The organism is Variovorax sp. H27-G14, from assembly GCF_046156345.1.
GTDB lineage: Bacteria > Pseudomonadota > Gammaproteobacteria > Burkholderiales > Burkholderiaceae_C > Variovorax.
Genome location: NZ_JAYLVN010000003.1, coordinates 559454 through 582023 on the forward strand (window position 1 = coordinate 559454; position 22570 = coordinate 582023).

Annotated in this window: 17 protein-coding genes and 1 pseudogene; 4 read left to right on the forward strand and 14 right to left on the reverse strand. The window is 67.0% G+C overall.

The annotated features are described in order from the left end of the window. The first annotated feature begins 85 nt into the window (after window positions 1-85). Window positions 86-2242, forward strand: coding sequence for a putative bifunctional diguanylate cyclase/phosphodiesterase (locus VLK31_RS11655; RefSeq protein ID WP_409168548.1), 2157 nt, complete (start codon window positions 86-88; stop codon window positions 2240-2242). A gap of 48 nt (window positions 2243-2290) precedes the next feature. Here the strand turns inward: VLK31_RS11655 and VLK31_RS11660 are convergent, their stop codons facing one another. The 3 genes from VLK31_RS11660 to VLK31_RS11670 all read right to left on the reverse strand — a co-directional run bounded on the left by VLK31_RS11660 (window position 2291) and on the right by VLK31_RS11670 (window position 8169). Then, window positions 2291-5389 carry an efflux RND transporter permease subunit gene (locus VLK31_RS11660; protein WP_409168549.1) on the reverse strand — a complete coding sequence of 1033 codons (3099 nt, stop codon included), beginning with the start codon at window positions 5387-5389 and terminating at the stop codon, window positions 2291-2293. A 10-nt stretch (window positions 5390-5399) separates the two neighbouring features. Further along, window positions 5400-6575 (reverse strand): efflux RND transporter periplasmic adaptor subunit, encoded by a 1176-nt coding sequence (locus tag VLK31_RS11665; RefSeq protein WP_409168729.1) that lies wholly within the window; start codon window positions 6573-6575, stop codon window positions 5400-5402. Window positions 6576-6663: 88 nt separating this feature from the next. Next, window positions 6664-8169: an efflux transporter outer membrane subunit gene (locus tag VLK31_RS11670; protein WP_409168550.1), complete on the reverse strand. Its 1506-nt coding sequence runs from the start codon at window positions 8167-8169 to the stop codon at window positions 6664-6666. A 375-nt stretch (window positions 8170-8544) separates the two neighbouring features. Between VLK31_RS11670 and VLK31_RS11675 the strand changes: the two are divergent. After that, a pseudogene (locus VLK31_RS11675) lies at window positions 8545-9104 on the forward strand (fasciclin domain-containing protein). A 342-nt stretch (window positions 9105-9446) separates the two neighbouring features. Here the strand turns inward: VLK31_RS11675 and VLK31_RS11680 are convergent. Beyond that, the gene (locus VLK31_RS11680; protein ID WP_409168551.1) at window positions 9447-10163 is read right to left on the reverse strand and encodes a LexA family protein; all 717 of its coding nucleotides are present in this window, start codon (window positions 10161-10163) and stop codon (window positions 9447-9449) included. 70 nt (window positions 10164-10233) lie between these two features. On the opposite strand from VLK31_RS11680, the gene VLK31_RS11685 reads away from it, so the two are divergent. Beyond that, complete coding sequence (locus VLK31_RS11685; protein ID WP_409168552.1) at window positions 10234-10464, forward strand: helix-turn-helix domain-containing protein; 231 nt, start codon at window positions 10234-10236, stop codon at window positions 10462-10464. Between the two features lie 187 nt (window positions 10465-10651). Here VLK31_RS11685 and VLK31_RS11690 read toward each other — a convergent pair whose 3' ends face one another. From VLK31_RS11690 to VLK31_RS11725, 8 genes are all read right to left on the reverse strand, one after another. Further along, entirely contained in the window at window positions 10652-11155 is a 504-nt protein-coding gene (locus tag VLK31_RS11690; protein WP_409168553.1) for a hypothetical protein, read from the reverse strand. Between the two features lie 19 nt (window positions 11156-11174). Then, window positions 11175-13154, reverse strand: coding sequence for an ABC-F family ATP-binding cassette domain-containing protein (locus tag VLK31_RS11695; protein WP_409168554.1), 1980 nt, complete (start codon window positions 13152-13154; stop codon window positions 11175-11177). Window positions 13155-13307: 153 nt separating this feature from the next. Further along, window positions 13308-14213, reverse strand: a complete 906-nt coding sequence (gene prmB / locus VLK31_RS11700; protein ID WP_409168555.1) for a 50S ribosomal protein L3 N(5)-glutamine methyltransferase — start codon at window positions 14211-14213, stop codon at window positions 13308-13310. Further along, window positions 14210-15385: a succinyl-diaminopimelate desuccinylase gene (dapE, locus tag VLK31_RS11705; protein WP_409168556.1), complete on the reverse strand. Its 1176-nt coding sequence runs from the start codon at window positions 15383-15385 to the stop codon at window positions 14210-14212. Before dapE ends, prmB begins: the two co-directional genes overlap by 4 nt. 26 nt (window positions 15386-15411) lie before the next feature. Next, a complete protein-coding gene (locus tag VLK31_RS11710; protein WP_409168557.1) occupies window positions 15412-16560 on the reverse strand; it encodes a PilT/PilU family type 4a pilus ATPase in 1149 nt (382 codons plus the stop codon). A 63-nt stretch (window positions 16561-16623) separates the two neighbouring features. After that, entirely contained in the window at window positions 16624-17457 is an 834-nt protein-coding gene (gene dapD, locus VLK31_RS11715; protein WP_409168558.1) for a 2,3,4,5-tetrahydropyridine-2,6-dicarboxylate N-succinyltransferase, read from the reverse strand. A gap of 60 nt (window positions 17458-17517) precedes the next feature. Next, complete coding sequence (gene dapC, locus VLK31_RS11720; protein WP_409168559.1) at window positions 17518-18726, reverse strand: succinyldiaminopimelate transaminase; 1209 nt, start codon at window positions 18724-18726, stop codon at window positions 17518-17520. Window positions 18727-18773: 47 nt separating this feature from the next. After that, window positions 18774-19655 carry a LysR family transcriptional regulator gene (locus VLK31_RS11725; RefSeq protein WP_409168560.1) on the reverse strand — a complete coding sequence of 294 codons (882 nt, stop codon included), beginning with the start codon at window positions 19653-19655 and terminating at the stop codon, window positions 18774-18776. 94 nt (window positions 19656-19749) lie between these two features. Here VLK31_RS11725 and VLK31_RS11730 point away from each other — a divergent pair, with 94 nt between their 5' ends. Next, window positions 19750-20757: a zinc-dependent alcohol dehydrogenase family protein gene (locus tag VLK31_RS11730; RefSeq protein ID WP_409168561.1), complete on the forward strand. Its 1008-nt coding sequence runs from the start codon at window positions 19750-19752 to the stop codon at window positions 20755-20757. 24 nt (window positions 20758-20781) lie between these two features. Here the strand turns inward: VLK31_RS11730 and VLK31_RS11735 are convergent, their stop codons facing one another. Then, a complete protein-coding gene (locus VLK31_RS11735; RefSeq protein WP_409168562.1) occupies window positions 20782-21774 on the reverse strand; it encodes a DUF3829 domain-containing protein in 993 nt (330 codons plus the stop codon). Window positions 21775-21930: 156 nt separating this feature from the next. Further along, window positions 21931-22569 (reverse strand): LysE family translocator, encoded by a 639-nt coding sequence (locus VLK31_RS11740; protein WP_409168563.1) that lies wholly within the window; start codon window positions 22567-22569, stop codon window positions 21931-21933. Between the last annotated feature and the right edge of the window lies 1 nt (window position 22570).

Here is a 22570-nt window from a genome sequence, read left to right on the forward strand (position 1 = left end):
AGCCAGCTCTCGACAAGACAGCTGGCTTTTTTCTTGTCCGCTGTGGCACGCTACCTGCCGGACGAACTCGAGTGTCATCTGCACAGTGAATACAGCTCCCGCCTTCCTTCCTTCGCACTACAACCTGTGGGTGGTCGCCGCGTCGCTGCTGCTGGCAACGCTCGCCTCCTATGTGGCGCTGGACCTGTCGCGCCGCGTTCGGCATGCCAGCGGGCGGCCGCATCTGCTGTGGTGGGCCATTGGCTCGTTTGCCATGGGCACCGGCATCTGGTCGATGCACTTCGTGGGCATGCTGGGCTTCTCGCTACCGATTGCGCTGGGCTTTTCGGGGTCGATGACGTTCACCTCCTGGGTGGCCGGCGTCACCGCGTCGGGCATTGCGCTGTGGGTGGCCAGCGAGGCCGACTACAGCCTGCGGCGCATTGCCGTCGCCTCCCTGGCCATGGCGGTGGGCATCTGCGGCATGCACTACATCGGCATGGCGGCGCTCGACATGTCGCCGCCCATCGTGTGGCACCTGCCGACCGTGGTGCTGTCGCTGCTGATCGGGCTGGGGGCGTCTGCGGCGGCGCTGGTGATCTTCAAGTTTCTGGGTGACGTGCACAACGCCCACCGCGTGGCTTTTCAGTTGCTGGCCGCGGTGGTGATGGGCATTGCGATCTGCGGCATGCACTACACCGGCATGGCGGCGGCCAACTTTCCGGCCGACTCGGTCTGCCGCAGCGCCGACGCGCTCTACGGCACGGAGCTCACGGCCATCGTCTCGCTGGCCTCGGGCCTGCTGCTGTTCGGCACGCTGTTCACATCGATTCTGGAGTCGCGGCTGCAAATGGTGGCCAAGCGGCTGTCGAGTTCGCTGGAGCAGGCCAACGCCGAACTCATGCAGGCCAACCGCGAGCTGCAAAAGCGCGCGTTCACCGATGCGCTGACCGGCCTGCCCAACCGGGTGCTGTTCGAAGACCGGCTGCGGCACGCGTTGCTGCGCATGGAGCGGGCCAACCAGCTGCAGGTGGAAGAGCGCATCGCGGTGCTGTTTGTCGACCTCGACGGCTTCAAGCCCGTGAACGATTCCTTCGGCCATGCGGCGGGCGACCAGATACTGCGGGCCGCCGCGCACCGTTTGAGCCAGACCGCGCGCAACAGCGACACGGTGGCGCGCATCGGCGGCGACGAGTTCCTGCTGTTGCTGGAAGGCGTGCGCGACCGCGCCGAATGCGCGCAGGCCGCCAACCGCGTGCTGCGCACCTTGAGCGAGCCGTTCAACGTGATGGGCAAGCAACTGCAGATTGCGTGCTCCATCGGCATCGTGCTGCACCCGGAGCAGGGCGAGCCCGGCAAGCTGGTGGCCAACGCCGACGCTGCCATGTACGAGGCCAAGCGCGCGGGCGGTGGCAACTACGTGATGTTCGAGTCGCACATGGGCGCCGACGTCGCCAAGCAACTGCAGCTGCAAAGCGACCTGCGCCAGGCGGTCGAGCTGAAGCAGTTCGAGCTGTACTACCAGCCCAAGATCAACGGCGTGGGCAACAGCCTCAGCGGGGTGGAGGCGCTGGTGCGCTGGAACCACCCGAAGCACGGGCTGATCGGCCCCAACGAGTTCATCGGGCTGGCCGAGCGCTTCGGCCTCATCGTGCGCCTGGGCGACTGGATCCTGGACGAAGCCTGCCGCCAGATTGCGCAGTGGAAGGCACAGGGCACATGGATGTGCGTGGCAGTGAACCTGTCGGTCATGCAACTGCGCGAGATCGACTTTGTTGCGCGCGTGGAGCAGGCGCTGGCCAGGCACGGGGTGCCGGCTTCTTTGCTGCTGTGCGAGATCACCGAGTCGGTGGCCATGGAAGACATCAAGGCAACGCAGCGCACCTTCGAGGGCCTGGCGCGGGTGGGCGTGTTTCTGTCGATCGACGACTTCGGCACCGGCTATTCCAGCCTGAGCCATTTGCGCAAGCTGCCCGCGCGGCAGGTGAAGATCGACCGCAGCTTCGTGCAGGACCTTCAGTTCAAGGACGACGCCCGCGCCGTGGTGGATGCGGTCATTCGCCTGGCCCATGCGCTGGGGCTGAGCGTGGTGGCCGAGGGGGTGGAGAACGAGGCGCAGCGCGACATCCTGCTGGCCATGGGCTGCGACGAGCTGCAGGGTTTTCTCTTTTCGCATCCGCTGCCCGCGCTCGACCTGATGGCGTGGTTCGCCAAACGCGAGGAAGGCCAGGAAGGCGAGGCCAGGGCCAAGCGAACAGGCTGAGCGCCGCGATGCTGAACGGGCCAGGCTGCACCCGGTTCAGCACCTGGTTCAGGCCTCCGGCGCCACCTGGCCCGGCAGCGCGGGCGGTGTCTCATGCGAGCCCGCGGCATGCGATGCATCGGCCCCTTCTTCCTTCTTGTGCCGCGCCGCAATCGCCAGGTACATCGCCGGCACCACGAACAGCGTGAACAGCGTGCCGATCGACAGGCCACTGAAGATCACGATGCCCATTGCCTTGCGCCCGGCCGCACCGGCGCCCGATGCAATGACCAGCGGCAGCACGCCGAACACCATGGCCGCCGTGGTCATCAAGATGGGCCGCAGCCGTGTGCCTGCTGCCTCGACGATGGCGTCCAGCTTGCTCAGCCCCTGCTTCTGCAGCCGGTTGGCCACCTCGACGATCAGAATGCCGTGCTTGCTGATGAGGCCCATCAGCGTCACCAGCCCCACCTGGGTGTAGATGTTCATCGAGGCGAAGCCCCAGAAGATGAAGATCATGGCGCCGAACAGCGCCAGCGGCACCGACACCAGAATGACCACCGGGTCGCGAAAGCTCTCGAACTGCGCGGCCAGCGCCAGGAACACGATGATCAGCGCGAACAGGAAGGTGATGGCGAAGTTGCCCGACTCCTGCACGAACTGGCGCGACTGGCCCGAGTAGTCGACCGTGTACCCGCTGGGCGCCAGCTGCTGCACCACGCCGCGCAGGTACTCCAGCGTTTCGCCCTGCGTGCCGCTGGGCACGCCCTGAATGGTCACGGAGTTCAGCTGCTGAAAGTGGTTCACCGTCTCGGGCTGCACGGTGTATTTCAGGCTGGCCACGGTGCTGGCGGGCACCACGCCGTTCGGAGTCTTGATGTAGAAGTTCAGCACGTCCGACGGGTTGAGCCGGTCGACCTGCTGCACCTGCGGAATCACCTTGTAAGAGCGACCCGCAATGGAGAAGTAGTTGACGTAGCCGCCGCCCAGCGCCGCGCCCATCGCATTGCCCACGTCCTGCTGGGTGATGCCCAGCGTGGCTATCTTGTCGCGGTCGACCACCACGGTGGCTTGGGGCAGATCGATCTTCAGGTCGGCATCGATGTAGTAGAACTTGCCTTCCGCACGGGCCTTGTCCATCACCTGTTGCGCCAGCGTGTTCAGGTTCTCGAAGGGCTCGGTGGTCTTGATGACGAACTGCACCGGCAGGCCCGAGGCGCCCGGCAGCGCCGGAAACTGGAAGGCCACCACCTTGGCGCCGGCAATGCCGTTCCAGCGCTTTTGCAGGTCGGTCTGAATGTCGTGCGCATTGCGCGTGCGCTGGTCCCAGGGCTTGAGCAGCACGCCGGCAATGCCCGCGTTGGTGCTGGGCACGCCGGTCAGCTGAAACAGCTGCTCGTACTCGGGCGTGTCGTGCGCCACCTTGAAGATCTGGTCCGCATAGGTCTGCATCTGGTCGATGGTGGCCGTGGGCGCGCCCACCACCTGCGACAGCACGATGCCCTGGTCCTCCTCGGGCGCCAGCTCCGACTTCGACATCTTGAACATCACGAACAGCAGCGCCACCAGGATCACGCCCATGACGATCATCACGGGCCAGGTCTTCAGCACCCCGCGCAAGATCAGCTGGTAGCGGTGGTGCACGCGCTCGAAGGTGCGCTCGATGGCGGCGGCGAACTTGCCGCTGTCCTGCTCGGGCTTGAAGAAGCGCGAGCACATCATGGGCGACAGCGTGAGCGCCACCACGCCCGACACCACCACCGAGCCCGCCAGGGTGAAGGCGAATTCGGTGAACAGCGAGCCCGTGAGCCCGCCCTGAAAACCGATGGGCACATACACCGCCACCAGCACCACGGTCATCGCCAGAATGGGCCCGCCCAGCTCGCGCGCGGCAAGCAGCGAAGCCTGCATGGGCGACTTGCCCTCGCGCATGTGCCGGTCGACGTTCTCCACCACGATGATGGCGTCGTCCACCACCAGCCCGATCGCCAGCACCAGCGCCAGCAGCGTGAGCAGGTTGATGGAGTAGCCCAGCACCAGCATCACGAAGAAGGTGCCGATGAGCGACAGCGGCATGGCAATCAAAGGCACCACCACTGCCCTGAAGCTGCCCAGGAACAGGTAGATCACCACCGTCACGATGATCAGCGCCTCCACCAGCGTCTTGATCACTTCGGTGATGGAGGTGTTGATGAAGTCGGTCGAGTCGTAGACGATCTTGCCCGTCAGGCCCGTGGGCAACTGCGACTGCAGGTCGGGGAACACGGTGCGCACCTGCTTGGCCACATCCAGGATGTTGGCCTCGGGTGCCACCTTGATGCCGATGAACACCGAGCGCACGCCGTTGAAGGCCACGTTGAAGTTGTAGTTCTCCGAACCCAGCGTGACGTTGGCCACGTCCTGCAGCCGCACGATGGCGCCGTTGCTGCTTTTGACCGACAGCTGCTTGAACTCGTCCACGCTGTGCAGCGAGGTGCCCGCCGTGAGCGGCACGCTCACCATCTGGCCCTTGCTGGTGCCGATGGCCGCCAGGTAGTTGTTGGCGGCCAGCGCGGTGCTGACGTCGGTGGCGGTCACGCCGTAGGCGGCCATTTTCTGGGCGTCGAGCCAGGCGCGCAGCGCGAAGGTGCGCGCGCCCAGTATCTCGGCGGTCTGCACGCCGGGAATGGCGTTGAGCTTGGGCTGCACCACGCGCACCAGAAAGTCGGTCACGTTGTTGTTGGGCAGCGTGTCGCTGTAGAAGCCGATGTACATGGCATCGGTGGTCTGGCCCGTGGCCACGGTGAGCACCGGCTGCTGCGCCTGCGGCGGCAACTGGTTGCGCACCGAGTTCACCTGCGTGTTGATCTCGGTCAGCGCGCGGTTGGAGTCGTAGTTCAGCCGCAGCGTGGCCGTGATGGTCGACACGCCCAGGCTGCTGGAAGAAGACAGGTAGTCGATGCCCTGCGCCTGCGACACGGCCGCCTCCAGCGGCTGGGTGATGAAGCCCGCGACCGTGGCCGCGTCCGCGCCAAAGTAGGTGATGCTGATGGTGACCACGCCGTTCTCGGTCTTGGGGTACTGGTTGACCGGCAGGCCGGACAACGCGCGCAGCCCCAGCACCACGATCAGCAGGCTCACCACCATCGCCAGCACTGGCCGGCGAATGAAGATGTCGGTGAAGTTCATGCGGGCAGCCTCACTTTTCCTGCGGCTTCGGGTTGGCGTCGTTGGTGGGCTGGACGCTGTTGTCCACCGTCACCGGCGTGCCGTTCTTCAGCTTGTTCTGGCCGCTGCTGACCACCACCTGGCCGGCCTCCAGCCCCTTGACGATGGCAATCTGGTCGCCGCGCGTAGCGCCTGTTTCGACGAAGACCTGCTGGGCGATGAGCTGCGGTTTGCCGGAGGCGTCGGTAGCTGGGGTGGGGGCTGGCGTGCCGGGGGCGCCGGGGGCACCGGCAGCACCCGCCTTGGGCGGCTCGGCCTGCTTCACCACGTACACCGTCGAGCCGTACGGGTTGTAGGTGACGGCAGTGGAGGGCAGCGTGAGCTGCTCCTGCGCTCCGCCGATGTCGATCTTCACGTTGGCGAACATGCCGGGCAGCAGCGCCTGCTTGGGGTTGGCCACGGTGGCTTCGACCTGCACGTTGCGCGTGGCGGCGTCCACCTTCGGGCTGATGGCGTTGATCTTGCCGCTGAAGACCTGGTCCGGAAAGGTGTCGACCGACAGGTTCACCACCTGGCCCACGGCCAGACCTGCGAGCTGCTGCTGCGGCAGCGAGAAGTCGGCGTAGATCGGGTCCAGCGTCTGCAGCGTGACCAGCTTGTCGCCCGCATTCACGTACTGCCCCGGGTTCAGGCCCGAGATGCCCAGGCGGCCCGAGAAGGGCGCGCGGATCGACTTCTTCGCGACCACCGCGGCCTGCTGCTCGACCTGCGCGCGCTTGGCCTTCAGGTCGTTGGTGTCGGCGTCGATCTGCGCCTGGCTCACGGCCTGCACCGCCAGCTGCGCCTGATCGCGCTTGAGCACGGTGGCGGCCTGCGCGGCGGCGGCTTCGGCGGAATGCAGCAGGGCGATGTCGGAGTCGGCATTGAGTTCGACCAGCAGCGCGCCGGCCTTCACGTCCTGCCCCGACTTGAAGTGCACGGTGCGCACAAGGCCCGCCACCTCGGTGCTGAGGTCGGCGCCGCGCACCGGGTTCAGCGTGCCCACGGCGGCAAACTGCGACTGCCATTGCAGCTTCTGCACCGCCACCGTGGAGACGGTCTGCGCGCCCGGCTTGGGCACGGCCGCAATGAGCGCGCGAATCTGCAGGAACTTGCCGAGCGCGAGCACGGCGACCAGCAGCAGAACGCAGCCGATCATGATGATCATTCTCCGGGTCATAGGTAGGCTTTTCTTGGAGTTTTTGGAGGGGGCAGTTCTTGGCTGCGGCCTGTTGGGGCGTTGCGGCCACGGCTTGTCATGGCGTCGCGCGCGCAGCCTGCTCGGGCGACGCGGGCAGTCCCGGCGCGATGGCTGCGTTGGCCAAATCGCCGCGGTTCCACCAGCCACCGCCCAGCGCCTGGAACAGTGCTGCGGTGTCGGCGTAGCGCGCGGCCTGCGCCTGCACCAGCGCGGTGTGGGTCTGCAGCCAGGCCTGCTGCGCGGTCAGCAGCGTCACGTAGCTCACGGCACCCGCGCGGAACTGCACGGTGGACAGGTCCAGCGACTGCTTGGCCAGCGCCTCGGCCGTGGCCTGCGTCTGCAGTGCTGTGGCGTCCAGCTCCAGCGCGCGCAGGGCATCCGCCACGTTCTGGAAGGCGCCGAGCACCGTGTTGCGGTACTGCGCCACCGCCGAGTCGTAGGCCGCCACCGCCGCGCGCTGCTGGGCGCGCAGGGCACCGCCATTGAAGATCGGCTGCGTGAGCCCGGCGCCGATGTTCCATAGCGTGGTCGGGCCGCTGAACAGGTCGCGCGCACGCAGGGCGGTGTTGCCGTAGCTACCGCTCAGCTGAATCTGCGGATACAGGTTGGCCGTGGCCACGCCGACCGCCGCGCTGGCCTGGTGCAGCTGGGCCTCGCTGGCGCGAACGTCGGGCCGCTGGCGGGCCAGCTCGGAAGGCAGCGACAGCGGCAGGGTGTCGGGCAGCGAGAGGCTGGCCAGGTCGAACTCGGGCAGGCCGGCCTCCGACGGCAGGCGGCCCGCGAACACCGCGAGCTGGTGGCGGGTTTGCGCCAGCGCCTTCTGAATGGGCGGCAGCGTGGCCGTGGTCTGCGCCAGCTGCGTGCGCTGCTGCAGCACGATCGACTTGGCAATGGCGCCGGTGTCGAACTGCCTTTCGATCACGTTGAGCTGCTCGCGCTGCGCCTGCAGCACTTCGAGCGCGGCCTGCAACTGCGCCCGCAGCGAGGCTTCGCGGATGGCCGTGGTGACAAGGTTGGAGGTGAGCGTGAGGTACACGGCCTCGACCTGGTAGCGCTGCGCCTCGATGGCCGCCTGCGCGCCTTCGAGCTGGCGGCGCGAGCCACCGAACACGTCGAGGTTGTAGCTCACGTTGACCGAGGCGTTGTACAGCGTGAGCAGCTGGCCGCCCGGCACCTGCGTGCTGATTTCCGAGGCCCGTTCGCGCTGCGCGCCAAGCTGCGCCGACACCTGCGGCCACAGCAGGTTGCCGGACTTGGCGTCGTAGGTGGCCTCGACCTGGCGCAGCGCGGCCTGTGCGGAGGCCAGCGTGGGGCTTTGTGCGAGCGAGGCGCGAATCAGCTGGTCGAGCGGCTCGGAATGGAACACGTCCCACCACTGGGCGGGAATGTCGCGGCCCGGCAGCAGCGTCTGCGCCTGGCCGCCCGGCACGTCGGCCTCGGCGGTGCGCGGGGGCATGGGCGACGGGGTGTAGTCGGGTGCCTGGGCCGCGGCGGGCAGGTCGGGCGTCTTGAAATCGGGCCCGACAGCGCAGGCGCTCAGCAGCAAAGTGGCGCCGAGCACGGCACCCTGCATGGCCCCGGGGAACCCGGCAATGCCGGGAACCGACCACCCTGTTCGTCGGCGCGCGGGGGCCGCGCGCGGCGAAAAGGGTGAATCCTCCAACGCGTGATTTTGTCGATGTGGCATGGGGCAGCGGTTGTACACCCGGAACGGCCCGGGTACCTGACTTGTTGCCGAATGTCGCCGCCCGGAGGCCGCGTCGCCATAGGGATGCGACGAAATTGGTACTACATGGCGTGAAATGCGTTCGGGCGGCGCGAAGCGTGGCGGTGTTTTTCTTTTGGCCGTGGCCGAATCTGTTCCGCGCGGGCTCCCGTATTGATGTCAGCCGCTGCCATTTCGCGGTGGTTCATTCATTCATCAGGAGCAATTTCCATGCAGAACAAACTTCATCGCATCGCCGCCGTCTCTCTCGCCGTCGCGCTGTCCGCAGGGGCCTTCTCGGCCATGGCGGCATCTGTCATGGTGGGCGGTGCAGCGATGCTGCCGACCAAGGACATCATCGACAACGCCGTCAACTCCAAGGACCACACCACGCTGGTTGCCGCCGTGAAGGCTGCGGGCCTGGTCGACACGCTCAAGGGCCCGGGTCCGTTCACCGTGTTCGCACCCACCAACGCCGCTTTTGCCGCACTGCCGGCCGGCACCGTCGACACGCTGCTCAAGCCCGAGAGCAAGGACGCCCTGACCGCGTGCTGACCTACCACGTGGTGCCGGGCAAGCTCGACGCGGCCGAACTGAAGAAGGAAATCAAGGCCGGCAAGGGCTCGGCCGAACTGAAGACCGTGGCCGGCGGCGTGCTGGTGGCCAAGGAAAAGGGCGGCAAGATCATGATCACCGACGAAAAGGGCGGCACCGCCACGGTGACCATTCCCAACGTCTACCAGTCGAACGGCGTGATCCACGTGGTCAACAAGGTGCTGTTGCCCAAGTAAAAAAAGAGCGGGAAGCTCAGGGCTCCCGCCTTGTTCCAGAAACACCGAGGAACCGGCTTTGCCGGGCCTCAGGTGTTGCCCCCGGTAGGGGGAAGGAGAAGCGACACGAAGTGCGCGAAGCCTGGGGGCGAGCAACAAGCCTCTAAAAAAAACAGCCCGCACGAAGGCGGGCTGGAAGGTGACCTGCTGGAGGAGGGAGGATCAGAGGATTGCAGGCCACAGGGAGAGACTTGAATATCTCTTGTGAACCTGCATACAACCTGACCTCTTCGCAATCTGCTGCCGAAAGACGATGAACAGTCGGCTGCTAAGTCTTCGCTAAGACTTCTCCTGCACTCAGGCTCAGTCCTCGTCTTCCCACTTGCCCACCACCGTGCCCAGCACGGTGAACGCCATGCGAATGGCCTCGTGCTTCGGGTTCAGCGGCAGCAGCCAACGCTTGCCGTCCTCGCTCTTGAACACCTTGCATGTCACCTCACCCGTTTCGTCGATGCGCGCGATGACGCGCTCGCCGTCGTCGGGTGTCTTCAGTTGCGTGTCGACGAACACGAGCGAGCCGGCCGGGTAGCTCTTCAACTGGCCGCTGCTCGCGGTCATGCTGTTGCCGCGCATGCGCAGCACGTAGGTGTCCAGGCTGTGATGCGCGATGCAGGGTATCCAGCGCTCGGGCTGGCTCTGCTGGGCGGTGTTTCGGTCTTCCCAGTGGGCCGCGTCCTCCCAGGTGATGACCGGCACCGTGCCCGGCGTGCGCGGCATGAACGACGGGCTGTCCGGCGCCATGTGCAGCACGCGGTACGCGCCAGGGGGCTCGTTCACGCGGTAGCCGCCCAGCGGAATCTGGCGATGTTCTCCGGGCGCGGCGCCGTCGCCGGTGTGGAGCCAGTTCGGATCGACCCCGTAGGCGCGTGCGAGCGGCAGCACGCTCATCGAGCGGGTGGTTCCCCCCCGCTCGATCTTCGAAATGCTTGATTGTTTGACACCCGAAACAGCCTCGGCCTGCTTCTGAGTCATCTTGGCGTATTTGCGCGCTGCCAATGCGCGTTTGGCTATGGTCTCCATTCGTAGGGATTTAAGCCCAGATGAATATTCTAATTGGACTCTAGAATATGAAAAAAAGGGAGGAATCGCCATGAAGCCACGCGAGTTGGTGCTGGCGCTGAGGGCCATGGGGCTCACGCAAAAGCAGATCGAACGAAAGACCGGCATACCGCAGCCCACGATCAGCAAGATCGGCCTGGGGCGGGTCAGCGATGTGATGTCGCGCCACTACGTAGCGCTGTTGGGCGCCTACGAGCAGCAGCTCAAGGAGCAGGCGCTGCAGCCCGCGCCCATGCTGCGCGCCTCCTTGCCGCATGACTGAGGCGTGCATGGCCCGTTGCCGTCGGGCCTGAGGCTCGACCGCGCGCTGTGCGCGCTGCTGGCCTTGCTGTCCGCCGTGGGGCTTGTCTATGGACTGATGGCGGCGCGCCCGGCACTCGCCGGTGTGGGGTGCTTCGGGTTGGTCTGCGCCGCGTGGGCGGCGCAGGTGCTGTTCGACCGCGAGGCGCTCAGGCGCTCGCGTGCGGTTCGGGCGGCGAGAGTGCGAGCGTGGCGCTGACGCGCACGCAGTCCTTGATGTGCTGCTCGCCCAGCGCACGCAAGGCCGCATAGCCAAGCGCCGCCGACACCAGCTGCCCCGCAATGGGCACGTACTTGGTCGCCTGCTTGGCGGTCAGGCGCATGCCCGCGTGCTTGGCCAGGCGGATCAGCAGGTCGCGCGTCACCAGCCGTCCCACCAGCAGGGCGCCCACCGTGGTGGCCGCCTTCTGGATGCGCTCGCGCTGCTGCGGCGCGAGCTTTTCGATCTGCGTGACCGACAGGCCGAACTCGGCGCTGATCTGCGGCACCAGCCGCGAGAGCAGGGCCGCGTCGGCCGCCCAGTCGATGCCGGGCAGCGGCACGGCGCTGGCCGCCGCCGCCATCAGGGCCTTGCGGCCGATCAGCCTGCGGCTGCGGTGGATGGCGGCGATGAGCTTTTCATCGCTCCCGGCGAGTTCGATGGCAGACGGCATGCAATGCCCTTTTTCAGGTTCAGGCCGCGAGCGCTTCCAGCTGGTCCGACAGGGCCAGCCAGCGCTCTTCGAGGCGGCCGATTTCGTCGTTCAAAGCCTTCAGCCGCTTGCCGGCATCGGCAATCTCGGCTGCGGGCAGCGGTTGGCTCATGCGCGCCTCGAGCGCGGTGCGCTCGGTGCTGGCGGCGGCCATGCGTTCGTCGATCTGGGCAATTTCGCGCTTGAGCGGCTTGGCCTGCTCGCTGCGCTGCTGGCGCTCCTGGGCGTCCTGCTTGCGTGCTGGCGCCGCGGCCGGCGCGGCGGCCGCGGTGGCAGCCACATTGGCCGCTTCACGCACCGCCACCTTGGCTTCTTCGCGCATGCGCTTGGCTTCGTCCAGCAGGTAGCGCTGGTAGTCGTCCAGGTCGCCGTCGAAGTCGGCGACCACGCCGCGGCCCACCAGCCAGAACTCGTCGCACACCGAGCGCAGCAGCGCACGGTCGTGGCTCACCAGCATCAGCGTGCCTTCGAATTCGTTGAGCGCCACGGCCAGTGCTTCGCGCGTGGCCAGGTCCAGGTGGTTGGTGGGCTCGTCAAGCAGCAGCAGGTTGGGGCGCTGCCACACCATCATTGCCAGTACAAGGCGGGCCTTTTCGCCGCCGCTCATGGTGCCCACGGCCTGCTTGACCATGTCGCCACTGAAGTTGAAGCTGCCCAGGTAGCCGCGCAGCGCTTGCTCGCCGGTGGCTTCCTTCGCGTTGCTGCCCATTTCGCGGGCCATGCGCACCATGTGCTCGAGCGGGTTGTCCTGCGGGCGCAGCACGTCGAGTTCCTGCTGCGCGAAGTAGCCGATGTTCAGGCCCTTGCCCTCGGTCACTTCACCGGCCAGCGCGCCCATTTCGCGCGCAATGGTCTTCACCAGCGTCGACTTGCCCTGGCCGTTGGCGCCCAGGATGCCGATGCGCTGGCCCGCCAGCACCGAGCGGCTCACGCCGCGCAGGATGGTCTTGGGCGCGGCGTCTTCGATCTCATAGCCAAAGCTCGCGTTGCTGATCGACAGCATCGGGTTGGGAATGTTGCCCGGCTCCTTGAACTCGAAGGTGAAGTCGGCTTCGGCCAGCAGCGGCGCCACCTTTTCCATGCGCTCCAGCGCCTTCACGCGGCTTTGCGCCTGCTTGGCCTTGCTGGCCTTGGCCTTGAAGCGGTCGATGAACTTCTGCAGGTGAGCGATCTTGTCCTGCTGCTTGCTGAAGGCGGTTTGCTGCAGCGCCATCTGCTCGGCGCGCAGGGTTTCGAAGGCGCTGTAGTTGCCGCCGTAGCGCGTGAGCTGCGCGTTGGCGATGTGCAGGGTGACGTCGGTCACGGCGTCGAGAAACTCGCGGTCGTGGCTGATGACGATCATGGTGCCGGCGTACTTCTGCAGCCAGGCTTCGAGCCACACCAGGGCGTCCAGGTCCAAGTGATTGGTGGGTTCGTCGAGCAGCAGCAGGTCGCTCGGGCACATCAGCGCGCGGGCCAGTTGCAGCCGCATGCGCCAGCCGCCCGAGAAGCTGTTGACGGCGCCGTCGAGCTCGCTCGACTTGAAGCCCAGCCCCAGAATCAGCGCCTGCGCGCGCGGCACGGCGTCGTGCTCGCCGGCATCGGCCAGGTCGGTGTAGGCGTGGGCCAGTTCCATGCCGATGTCGGCGTCGTCGGGGTTCTCGGTGTAGGCGGCCTCGATGGCGGCCAGCGTGGCGCGCAGCTCGGTCAGGCGGGTGTCGCCGCCCACCACGAACTCGGTGGCCGACTCGTCGGTTTCAGGCATGTCCTGCGCCACCTGGGCCATGCGCCACTGCTTGGGCACATAGAAGTCGCCGCCGTCTTCGTGCAGCGAGCCGTTGAAGAGCGCAAACAGCGAGGACTTGCCTGCGCCGTTTCGCCCCACGAGGCCGACTTTTTCACCGGGGTTGAGGTTGACGGTGGCGCCGTCGAGGAGTTTCTTGGCGCTGCGGCGAAGAATGACGTTTTTGAGAGTAATCATGAAAGAGGAACCGTAGGAGCGATTATCCCGCGCGGCCCTTTCGGCTCGGCGAAAAGGGACAAAGGCGCGGGGATATCGCCTGGAAACTGGGAATCGCAGCCAATGACTGCGAGAAAGCGGCTGAAGGTGCCGGGGAAGTGGAGGTGGGCGGCGCTAACGCGTGCCGGCGCCGGCCACCGGGTTCGCGCCCGGCAGGCCAGCCAGGGCGGTGCGGCTCACAAGCAAGACCTGGTCCTCGCCCGCCGAGGTTTCGAGCCACACCACCTCCAGCCGCGGGAAGGCAGCTTCGAAGTGGTCGCGCTCGTTGCCGATTTCCAGCACCAGCACGGCCTGCTCGCTCATGCGCGAGGGCGCGTCGGCGAACATGCGGCGCACGAAGTCCATGCCGTCGGTGCCGCCGGCCAGCGCCAGTTCGGGCTCGGCCAGGTATTCGGCGGGCAGGGCGGCCATGCTCTCGCTGTTGACGTAGGGCGGGTTGCACAACACCAGGTCGTAGGGGCCGGGCGCGTTCGCCAGGCCGTCCGAGGCAATCAGCGTGACGCGCCCGTCGAGCTGGTGGCGGGTGACGTTGATGGCCGCCACCTCCAGCGCCTCGACCGACAGGTCAGCGGCGTCCACGGTCACGTCGGGGTAAGTCAGCGCCGCCAGCACGGCCAGGCTGCCATTGCCGGTGCACAGGTCGAGCACGCGCTGCGTGTGCGGGCCCAGCCAGTAGTCGATGCTGCCGTCGGCAATCAGCTCGGCAATGAAGCTGCGCGGCACGATGGCGCGCTCGTCCACGTAGAACGGCACGCCCTGCAGCCAGGCCTCCTTGGTGAGGTAGGCGGCGGGCTTGCGCGTGGCAATGCGTTCGTCGATGAGCGCGGCCACCTTGGCGGCGTCGGCGCTCGACACGGGGGTGTCTGCGGCGGCGTCGATGTCGTCCAGCGGCAGCTTCAGGCGCCACAGCACCAGCCAGGCCGCTTCGTCGAAGGCGGTGGCCGTGCCATGGCCGAAGGCCACGCCAGCGTCCTGCAGGCGCTTGGCGCCGGCTTCGATCAGTTCAATGACGGTGCTCATGCCTCGAGCGCAGCGTCCAGCTGCTTCAAGGTGCGCACGTAGATGTTCTTCAGCGTCTCGATCTCGGCCACGTCGATGTGCTCGTCGATCTTGTGGATGCTCGCGTTCACCGGGCCCAGCTCCACCACCTGCTTGCACACCTTGGCAATGAAGCGCGCGTCGCTGGTGCCGCCGCTGGTCGACAGTTCGGTCTCGATGCCCGTCTCTTCGCGGATGGCGCCCTGCACGGCCGCGACCAGCTCGCCCGGCGTGGTCAGAAAGGGCAGGCCGCCGATGGTCCAGGCCAGCGTGTAGTCGACCTGGTGCGCGTCGAGCACGGCGTGCACGCGTTGCTGCAGCGACTCGGGTGTCGATTCGGTCGAAAAGCGAAAGTTGAAGTCGATCACCGCGCTGCCGGCAATCACATTGCTTGCGCCCGTGCCCGAATGGAAATTGCTGATCTGCCAACTGGTCGGCTGGAAGTACGCGTTGCCGGCGTCCCAGCCGCCGGCCGTGTTCAGTGCCACCAGTTCGGCCAGCGCGGGCGCCACCGAATGCACTGGGTTCTTCGCCAGGTGCGGGTAGGCGATGTGGCCTTGCACGCCCTTCACCGTGAGCTTGCCGCTCATGGTGCCGCGGCGGCCGTTCTTGATCATGTCGCCGCAGCGCTCCACGGCAGTGGGCTCGCCGACGATGCAGTAGTCGAGCACCTCGCCGCGCGCGGCCAGTGTGTTGCACACGACCACGGTGCCGTCGACGCCGGGGCCCTCTTCATCGCTGGTGAGCAGCAGCGCCAGCGTGAGCCGGGGCTCGGGCACGGCCTGCAGAAACTCCTCGATCGACACCACGAAGGCGGCCACCGAGGTCTTCATGTCGCAGGCCCCGCGGCCGTACAGCTTGCCGTCGCGGTGCGTGGGGGTGAATGGGTGGCTGGTCCATTGCTCGACCGGGCCGGTGGGCACCACGTCGGTGTGGCCGGCGAACACCAGCGTCTTGGTGGCCTTTGCGTTCACGGGGCGGCGCACCGCCCACAGGTTGGTCACGCGAAAGTCGGCCGGGCCGCTCTCGATGGTTTCCAGCGTGAAGCCCAGTGCCGCCAGCCGCTCGCCGAGGATCTGTTGGCAGCCCGCGTCGTCAGGGGTGACGGAGGGGCGCGAGATGAGTTGTTCGGCGAGCTGGAGCGTACGGGACATCGGAAAAAAGGCCGGGGAGGGCTGGTTCAGAACTTCACGTCCAGCGTGATGTCTGTGAAGGTGGGTTCGTCGACCTGGTCGGTGAGGGCGCGGTCGTCTATCTGCTGCTTGGGCGCGGCGCGGTTCTGCAGGCGCCACATCAGGTTGGTGGGCGAATCGGCCTGGGCCAGGCCCTCTTCGCGGCTCACGCGCTCTTCGGTGACAAGGCGGGCGATGTCTTCCTCGAAGGTCTGCGAGCCTTCGGCCATCGACTTTTCCATGGCCTCCTTGACGCCGGAGAAGTCGCCTTTTTCAATCAGCTCGGCCACCAGCGCGGTGTTGAGCATGACCTCCAGCGCCGGCACGCGGCCGCTGGCGGGCGTGCGCAGCAGGCGCTGCGACACGATGGCGCGCAGCGCGCCGCCCAGGTCGCCCAGCAGCGTGGCGCGCACCTCGACCGGGTAGAAGCTCAGGATGCGGTTCAGCGCGCGGTAGCTGTTGTTGGCGTGCAGCGTGGCCACGCACAGGTGGCCCGACTGCGCATACGCGATGGCGGCGGTCATGGTGTCGCGGTCGCGAATTTCGCCGATCTGAATCACGTCGGGCGCCTGGCGCAGCGCGTTCTTCAGCGCCGTTTGCAGCGACTCTGTGTCGCTGCCCACGTCGCGCTGGTTCACCACCGACTTCTTGTTGGTGAAGGTGAACTCGATCGGCTCTTCCACCGTGAGGATGTGGCCGCTGGCGTGCTCGTTGCGGTAGTCCAGCATCGAGGCCAGCGTGGTCGTCTTGCCGGCGCCGGTGGCGCCCACCATCAGGATCAGCCCGCGCTTTTCCATGATGAGCGTCTTCAGAATGTCGGGCAGGTTCAGCTCTGCAAAGCTCGGAATGGTGGCGCTGATGTGGCGCACCACCACCGCGTAGCTGCCGCGCTGGCGCATGGCGCTCACGCGGTAGTTGCCGGCGCCTTCCAGGGCGACGGCCATGTTCAGTTCGCCCGTGTGCTCCAGCTCCTGAATGCGCTCCGCCGGCACCACTTCGGCAAGCAGCGCCAGCGGCGCGGAGGGCGGCAGCACCTGCGCGTTGATGGGCACGCAGTTGCCGTTGATGCGGATCAGCACCGGGGAGTGGGCCGACAGATAGATGTCGGAGGCCTTGCGCTCGGCCATCAGACGAAGAATTCGCTCCATCATGTTCATCGGTCTCTCTCCTCGGGTGCTGTTGTTCTCTAAGGGAAACGCTGTCGCTCTGGCAGGAGACGATCAGTCGCGCAGCAGGTCGTTCAGGCTGGTCTTGGAGCGGGTTTGCGCGTCGACCGTCTTCACGATGATTGCGGCGTAGGTGCTGTAGTCCTGGCCCGACTTGGTCTTCTTGGGCAGGTTGCCGCTGATGACCACGCTGCCGGCCGGCACGCGGCCGTAGAAGGTTTCGCCGGTGTCGCGGTTGAAGATGGGGGTGCTCTGGCCGAGGTACACGCCCATGCCGAGCACGGAGTTTTCTTCGACCACCACGCCTTCGACCACTTCGGAGCGCGCGCCGATGAAGCAGTTGTCTTCGATGATGGTGGGGCCGGCTTGCAGCGGCTCCAGCACGCCGCCAATGCCCACGCCGCCCGACAGATGCACATGGGCACCGATCTGCGCGCAAGAACCCACGGTGGCCCAGGTGTCGACCATGGTGCCTTCGCCCACATAGGCGCCGATGTTCACGTAAGAGGGCATCAGGATCGCGCCCTTGGCGATGAAGCTGCCGCGGCGGGCCACGGCCGGCGGCACGATGCGCACGCCCGATTCCTTCAGCTCGGCGGCCGACAGGTGCGAGAACTTGGTCGGCACCTTGTCGTAGAAGCCCAGCGAGCCGGCTTGAATCTGCTCGTTGTCCTTCAGGCGGAACGACAGCAGCACGGCCTTCTTGATCCACTGGTGCACCGTCCACTTGCCCACGCTTTCACGGGTGGCCACGCGCAGCTTGCCGTTGTTCAGCTCGGTGATGACGTGGTCCACGGCATCGCGCACTTCGGCGGACGCGGCGGTGGGCGAGATGTTGGCGCGGTCTTCCCACGCGGCGTCGATGATTTGTTGCAGTTGCTGGGTCATGGAGAAAGTCTCGGGTGAAAAATGGGTGCGGGGAAAGCGTGTTGGCCAATCGGCCAAAGATCAGCGGCCGCCCTTGACGAACCGGACGATGCGTTCGGCGGCCTCGACGCATTCGGCCGTTTCGGCCACCAGCGCCATGCGGATGCGGCCCCGGCCTGGGTTGGCGCTGTGGTCGGTGTCGCGCGCCAGGTAGCTCCCCGGCAAAACCGTGACATTGTATTGAGCGTAGAGCGCGCGGGCGAAGGCTTCGTCGTCGCCGGCCCACACTTCTGGCACGCCGGCCCACAGGTAGAAGGCGGCGTCGGGCAGGCGCACGTCGAGCACCTGCTCCAGCAGCGGCGTGACGGCCGCGAACTTGGCGCGGTACATGGCGCGGTTCTCCACCACGTGGGTCTCGTCGCCCCAGGCCGCGATGCTCGCTGCGCCCACGGTGCCGCTCATGGCGCTGCCGTGGTAGGTGCGGTACAGCAAGAACTTCTTGATGAGGGCCGCATCGCCCGCCACGAAGCCGCTGCGCAGGCCGGGCACGTTGCTGCGCTTGGAGAGCGAGGTCAGCGCGATCAGGTTTTTGAAGTCGGGCCGCCCGAGCTTCTCCGAGGCTTCCATGCCGCTGAGTGGCGGCTCCTCACGGAAATAGATTTCGCTGTAGCACTCGTCGGCCGCAATCACGAAGCCGTGCAGATCGGACAGCGCGAAGAGCTTGCGCCACTCAGCCAGCGACATCACCGCGCCCGTGGGGTTGCCCGGCGAGCACACGAACACCAGCTGCGTGCGTGCCCAGACGGCTTCGGGCACGCTGTCCCAGTCGACCGCGAAATTGCGCGCGGGCACGCTCGGCACGTAGTACGGCTCGGCGCCAGAGAGCAGGGCCGCGCCCTCGTAGATTTGATAGAACGGGTTGGGCGAAATCACCACCGGCGGGGGCGAGGCGGTCGGGTCGACCACCGTTTGCGCCAGCGAGAACAGCGCCTCGCGCGAGCCGTTGACGGGCAGCACCTGCGTGGCCGGGTCCAGCGCGAGGCTGTAGCGGGTCTTCAGCCAATCGGTGAAGGCGGTGCGCAATTTCAAGTCGCCGGCGGTGGCCGGGTACGCCGCCAGTGCGCCAAGGCCGGCACTCAGCGCGTCCTTGATGAACGCTGGCGTCGCATGTTTGGGCTCGCCGATGCCCAGGCTGATGGCGCGGAATTCGTGGTTGGGCGTGACGCCCGCAAACAGTTGCTTCAGCCGCTCGAAGGGATAGGGCTGCAACCTGGAAAGCAAGGGATTCATGCGCGGGATTATCGGCGACGGGGTGGCGGCTTCATGACGACAGGGGCTCATGGCACCGGCGTGAGCGCCTCGATCGTGCGTTCAACCAGCGCCCGCAGCCGCGCCAGTCGCCGCAGGTCGCGGTGGTAGCCGAGCCACACGTCGCGCCCTGGTGGCGGTTCACCCAGGTCCACGCGCTCGACGCCGGGCGTGGCGTCGCCCAGCGCCACTGGCAGCACGGCCAGGCCCACGCCGGCCGCGCACAGCAGTGCCTGGGCCTCGCGGTTGTTGCTGCCGAAGGCGGTGCGGGCCTTGGGCAGCATGCGCCGCAGCCACACGGCATCGGGGAAGTCGCGGTAGGCGTGGTCTAGCGTGACCAGCGCGCTGCCCTCACCATCGCCGGCAGCGGGGTGCGACTGGCCGGCTGCCGTGTAGAGCGCATAGCGCATGTGCATGAGCTTGCGCTGCAGGATGTACGGCTCCTCGAAGGGCTGGATGCGAAAGACCAGGTCGGCCTCGCGCCGCGCCAGGTTCAGCAGCCGCGCGTCGGTCAGCAGCTCGATGCTGACGCCCGGATGCGCGCGCAGGAAGCCCGCGAGCACCGGCGACAAAACATGCACGCCGAACCAGTCTGAAGAAGACACGCGCAGCGCGCCCTCCAGCTGCTGCTGGTTGCCGGCAAGTTCGCGCTGGAAGGCCAGCGCTTGTTCCTCCATGCGTTGTGCATGGCCCAGCACCGACTCGCCCTCGGCCGTGAGCACGAACCCGTCGCTTGTGCGCTGGAACAACGTGAGCGACAGGCTGGCCTCCAGCGCCTTCAGCCGGCGGCCCATGGTCGGCTGCGAGAGGCCGGTCTGGCGGGCGGCGCCCATCAGCGTGCCGCTGCGGGCGATCGCTAGGAATACGCGGATGTCGCTCCATTCCATCGGGGGCGTGGCAGGTTCATTCATTTGTGAATGATAAGACTGCAGTTCTGTCAATTTACTTGCAGTTGTGTTGATCGAACAATCGCTTCACCGATCCACCACTTCAAGGAATTCCGCCATGACGACGTCTTCTCCCACCATGCGTGCTGCCGTGCTCGACGCGGCCGGCCAGCCCTTTCGCATCGCCCGTCTCGACCGCCCCGTGCCGGCCCAAGGTCAGGTGCTGGTGCGCATCCACGCCAGCGGCGTGAACCCGCTGGACACCAAGATCCGCGCCGGCCAGGCGGCCCATGCGCGGCAGCCGCTGCCTTCGGTGCTTGGCATGGACCTGGCCGGCGTGGTCGAGGCGGTGGGCCCGGGCGTGACGAAGTTCAAGCGCGGCGACGAGGTCTACGGCCTGGCCGGCGGCATCGGCGGGCTGCAGGGCACATTGGCCGAGTACACCGCCGTGGACGCCGACCTGCTCGCGCTGAAACCGCACAACCTGGGCATGCGCGAGGCCGCGGGCCTGCCGCTGGTGTTCATCACCGCGTGGGAGGGGCTGGTGGACCGCGCGAACACGCAGGCCGGCCAGACGGTGCTGGTGCACGGCGGTGCGGGCGGGGTCGGACACATGGCGGTGCAACTGGCGCATTCGCTGGGCGCGAAGGTTTTTGCGACCGGCTCCCTGTCGCAGGCGGAAACCATCCGGCGCTTGGGCGCGACGCCCATCGACCACGCGGCCAGTTCGGTCGACGCCTATGTGGCGCAGCACACGGGCGGCGAGGGCTTCGACGTGGTGTACGACACGGTCGGCGGCGCGGTGCTCGACGCCTCGTTCACGGCCGCGCGCCGCTACGGCGGCCATGTGGTCAGTTGCCTGGGCTGGGGCACCCACGCGCTGGCGCCGCTGTCGTTTCGCGCGGCGACCTACTCGGGCGTGTTCACGCTGCTGCCGATGATCACCGGCCGTGGGCGTGCGCACCACGGCGAGATCCTTGAAGCGGCCACCCGGCTGGTGGAAGCCGGGCGGCTCCTGCCGCTGATGGACGCACGCCGCTTCACGCTCGACGAGGCCACGTCGGCCCATGAGGCAGTCGAGGCGGGCAAGGCGAAAGGCCGCATCGTGGTCGACGTGACGGCCTGAGCCTGCGGCAGGCGCCGCCCCGCTTCAGCACATCGGGTGGTTGAACTGGCCGATCATGTTCGCGAAGTTCTGGTTGTAGCGGTTGGCCGCGTTGACGATGCCGGCGTTGCCCATGCGTGCCACCAGCCCGGTTTCCTTGCGCTTGAACACGCCGTCCTTCACGTCCTTGACGATCGAGCGCGACTGGCCGATGAACGCGTTAATGTGCAGCATGCCGCCGTCGCAGCTGCGGCCGTTCCTGGGCGGCTGCTCGCTGACCTTCTTGCTCCAGCCGGCGGCCGAGTCGGCCACCAGCGCCAGCGAGGCCTCGAAGGCGGCCAGCGCCTTCGGGTCGTTGGGCGACTCGAACAGCGCGTTGGCGTCGTTGTGGTTGAGCTTGCCGTGGTAGATGAGCCCGGCGCGGTAGTAGGCGGCCGTGTCCTTCGGGGCCTTCTCGAAGGCCTCTTTGGTCAGGGCCCGGTCGCGCGCGCTCAGGCCGTTGTCGAACGCGGCCTCAGCCTGCGCGACGGCGGTGAGCGCGGCCAGGTAGTCCTTGTTCAACTGGCGCGCCTTTTCACCGTTGTCGGCCAGGTAGCCCTTGGAATTGGCATAGTTGTTCAGCTCGCGGCTCAGCGGCGACAGCACCTTGAGCGCGGCGGAAAACGCCTTGGCCGACTCGTCGATTTCGGGCAGCGGCGCGCTGATGGCCACGGCGCTGTCCAGCTTGTTGGCCGAGCGGTCCACGAAAATGTCGTTCTGAATGCGCATGCTCGTCAGCGGCGCCTTGGCCTGGAGCAGCGGCACCTGCTGGGCCACGTACTCCGCGCGTGCCTGCTGGAACGAGGTGCGCAGGTTGTTCGACACGTCGACGTAGATGTTGTATTTCTCTACCTGCTTCTGCTCGTTGTCGGCCTGCTCGGCCTTGGCAGGTGCCTGGCCTTGCGAGGCCGCATTCACCTTGTCCGCCTTGTCGCCGCAGCCGGCCAAGAACGCCGAAGCGGCGATGAGGGTGGTTGCCAAAAGGGTCCGGTACTTCATTCTTTCTCTTCCTCCGTTGAAAAATGGCGCGGGCAAGCCGTGGTCCTGCGGCTTGCGAAAAAAAATCATCGGAGCCCGCTGGGGCTTCGGGGGAACGTCGTGGGGTTTGTCGCCGTTGCCTGCGCTGCCTGCGCTGCCCGAGGACAGCCGCAAGCGTCAGGCAGCGCTGCGCCGGTAGAAGGCGAGCGAGCCCGCCAGCGCCAGCAGCATGCCGCCGCAGGCCCGGTCGATCCAGCGCGTGGCCGACACCGTCAGCAGGCGGATCGCACGGGCACCGACGAAGGCGTAGGCCAGCATCACCAACGTGTCCAGGCCCGCGAAGATCAACGCAATGATCAGGTACTGCGGCGCTTGGGCGGCCGTCGGGTCAATGAACTGCGGCAGCAGCGCCGAGCAGAAGATGTAGCCCTTGGGGTTGGTCACCGCCACCAGGAACGACTTGAAGAAGATGCGCCGGCTTTCGCCCGCCGTCTCCGTCAGCGCCGACTCGGCCGTGGGCAGCTGGAACCCGCCCTTGGAGCGCAGCATGCGCAGCCCCAGCCAGGCCAGGTAGACCGCGCCCACCCACTTCAGCATCGAGAACCAGAACTCCGAGGCCGCCAGCAGCGCGCCCAGCCCGAGCGCCACGGCGCCGACCAGCACAAAGTCCGACAGCACCGCGCCAAGCATGCCCGGCAGCGCCCGGCGCACGCCATGGCGCGAGCCGTTGCTGAGCGCCAGCAGCACCGTGGGACCGGGCGTGGCGATGGCCGCAAGGGCCACGATGGTGAAGAGCAGGGCGGTCGCTAGCGTCATC